This is a genomic window from Candidatus Culexmicrobium sp., assembly GCF_058356305.1.
The window spans coordinates 1-2,619 of the sequence record NZ_JBTVBB010000002.1; the positions used below are offsets into that span (position 1 = coordinate 1).

Below are 2,619 nucleotides of genomic sequence, written 5' to 3' on the forward strand. Positions count from 1 at the left end.
AGAATCTCCATTCTTCTCTTAAGTTTTAATTTTTTACCATGAGCATCTCGCCCCCTCCAATCTATAATTGTCGATAATCCCTTGTCATGTATAGTAGACGTTATTGGAGGACCAATTCTTCTCTTCCTCCACTTCTCTTCCCTAGTAAATGCCCTCCACTCTGGCCTCTCATCTATAATCCTTTCAGATATCACTAAACCACAATTAACACAAACTATCTCTCCACGCTTATAATCCCTAGCAATATCAGCACTACCACATTCCGGACATACTTCTTCAATATACTTCCAATGTATAACTTTCCCTTCAATACCATTTAAAATGATTTTTATTTCACCCACAACTCTCCACCATAAGATCATAATTTGCATAAGTAACATAGTATGTCAAAAGGGTTGAAGCCCCCTCCCTTTAAACCATATAACTTTCACACCTAAACAAACTATCCGCAAATATGGCCTACTATAAATAGAAAGTAAGCCATATAAACTTTCCTTACTCTTACAGCTTATCAAACAGTTTATTTATGAGGTAATTAAATAGGAATCATTATTCCCCACTTAATCTGTTACAGGAGGATATATATGATGAGCACTCCTTGCAAAAAAGGTTATATAAAATACTCCGAGAAAACTTGAGATAATCCATCTAACACCCTCAATTGGCACTATATTACTCAAAGCAATCACCATCAATCCTAAAATAAACATAATTACAAACCAGCCAAAATATCTACTCCAACCAGTTTTTTCAATTAAATCTAAAATTTCTGATACAGCAAAAGCCCTAGAAAAATCATTACTCTTAATCATGTGGATTATCCCCATAACCCCAAAAAATAAAAATAGAAAACCAACAACAAGCGAAAAAACGACACCCATAATTCCAATTCCACTTAACATTAAATTAACAACAACACCTGGAGAAAAGGCAGCTCTAAAACCACCGACAAATAAAGCAAGACTTCCTACTAAAATAATTAGTGGAATAAAGAGGTAGAGAAGACCTGCAACAAAGATTTTCAATCCGTCAATAAAAGCATCACCATAATTCTCCATTCTAGGAGGTCTACTTAAGGAATCACCATTCCTAACAATTCTTGCACCATAACCAAGAACTATGAAGTTAACTATTGGTATCAAATTTAATACGAACAAGACTATCAAATTGCCAGTATCCTCAACTAGCTTCATCATAAAATTCCAAGATTCACCTAAAATTTCATTTAAGTTCATCTTGCTCACATCTAAATAAATCTCAGCTAACAGTTAAATAATTTATCGTAAACTTAAACTCTTTATCAAATAAATCTAATTATAGAGTTAAATGGAGGTATAGCTTTGGACTTAAACATTAAAGATTTAATAAAGATTTTAATTGAAAATTTCTCATATGATAAAGCCTATAATCACATGCTCTTCCTAATAGAAAAAGTTGGAGAGAGGCTTGCAGGTTCACCTCAACTATTAAAGGCTGCACAATACATCAATAATAAACTAAATCAATTTAAGCTAAATTCAAGAATAGATGAATTCTACATCTACAGTAGCTTCCCTATAATATCTGAATTAAAGGTCTTAAGTCCAGAGCAACTTGTAATTGAAAGTTTTCCAAATTTACATAGCCCATCAACTTTACCAGAAGGATTAGAGGGAGAATTAATCTATGTAGACGCAGGTGGAGAAGAAGACTATAAGGATAAGAATGTTAAAGGAAAAATAGTGTTAGCAGAACTATCCTACTCTCCACCAAGACCAGAGAAAGCAAAAATTGCTGAAAGAAACGAAGCAAAGGCACTAATTCTAATAAACTGGGGGCCAACTGAAAAGAAAGTTATCGGTAGAGGAGCAATTAAATGGGTTTGGGGTAATCCAACACCAGAAGAATGGAATTTAATGCCAAAAATACCATCAATAAACATTTCAAGAGCAGCTGGAGAACACCTAAAAAAGCTTCTAGAAAAGTCGAAGGTTAAAGTCTGGATTAAACTAGAAAACATTAGAAAATGGGTTAAAGCTAGACAACCAACAGCAGAACTAAAGGGCAAAATTGAACCAGAAAAATTCATTCTAATTGGAGGCCACCTAGAAGCATGGGGAAAAACAGCGACATGCAATTCAAGTGGAAATGCATTAATGCTAGAACTAGCAAGAATTCTAGCAAAATATAGAGATAAGCTTAGAAGAACCCTAATATTCACCTTCTGGGACGGGCATGAAATAGCTGAAGCTGCAGGTTCAACATGGTATGTAGACTACTACTGGCCAAAATTGAATAGAAGCTGTATTACATACATTAACATTGATTCCCCTGGCCTGAAGGGAGCGTCAAGATATGTTGCGAGTGCAGCACCAGAAACATGGCCCCTCCTAGACCAAATAGCCAGTGAAATTGGAATAAAAATTGAAAAATCAATCCCAGTAAAAACAGGGGACAACTCATTCCTAGGAATAGGAATCCCATATATAAGTATACTCGCAACCTACTCTCTCAAAGAATTAAAGGAAAAATTGAATTGGGCCACACTTGGATGGTGGTATCATAGCAATGAAGACACAATAGACAAAGTTGATAAGGAACTATTCATTCAACATGCAGAAATCTATATACACCTAATAA

At 34.8% G+C, this 2,619-nt stretch carries 3 protein-coding genes; 1 reads left to right on the forward strand and 2 read right to left on the reverse strand.

Going from position 1 to position 2,619, the window contains the following annotated elements; translation table 11 throughout:
- The coding region (locus tag ACW8TM_RS00320) for a TFIIB-type zinc ribbon-containing protein (protein ID WP_491531277.1) at positions 1–341 on the reverse strand (341 nt) is incomplete at its 3' end.
- Between the two features lie 219 nt (positions 342–560).
- A complete protein-coding gene (locus tag ACW8TM_RS00325; protein WP_491531278.1) occupies positions 561–1,235 on the reverse strand; it encodes a DUF4013 domain-containing protein in 675 nt (224 codons plus the stop codon).
- Between the two features lie 105 nt (positions 1,236–1,340).
- Here ACW8TM_RS00325 and ACW8TM_RS00330 point away from each other — a divergent pair.
- A partial coding sequence (locus tag ACW8TM_RS00330) for a M28 family peptidase (protein WP_491531279.1) occupies positions 1,341–2,619 on the forward strand: 1,279 nt, incomplete at its 3' end.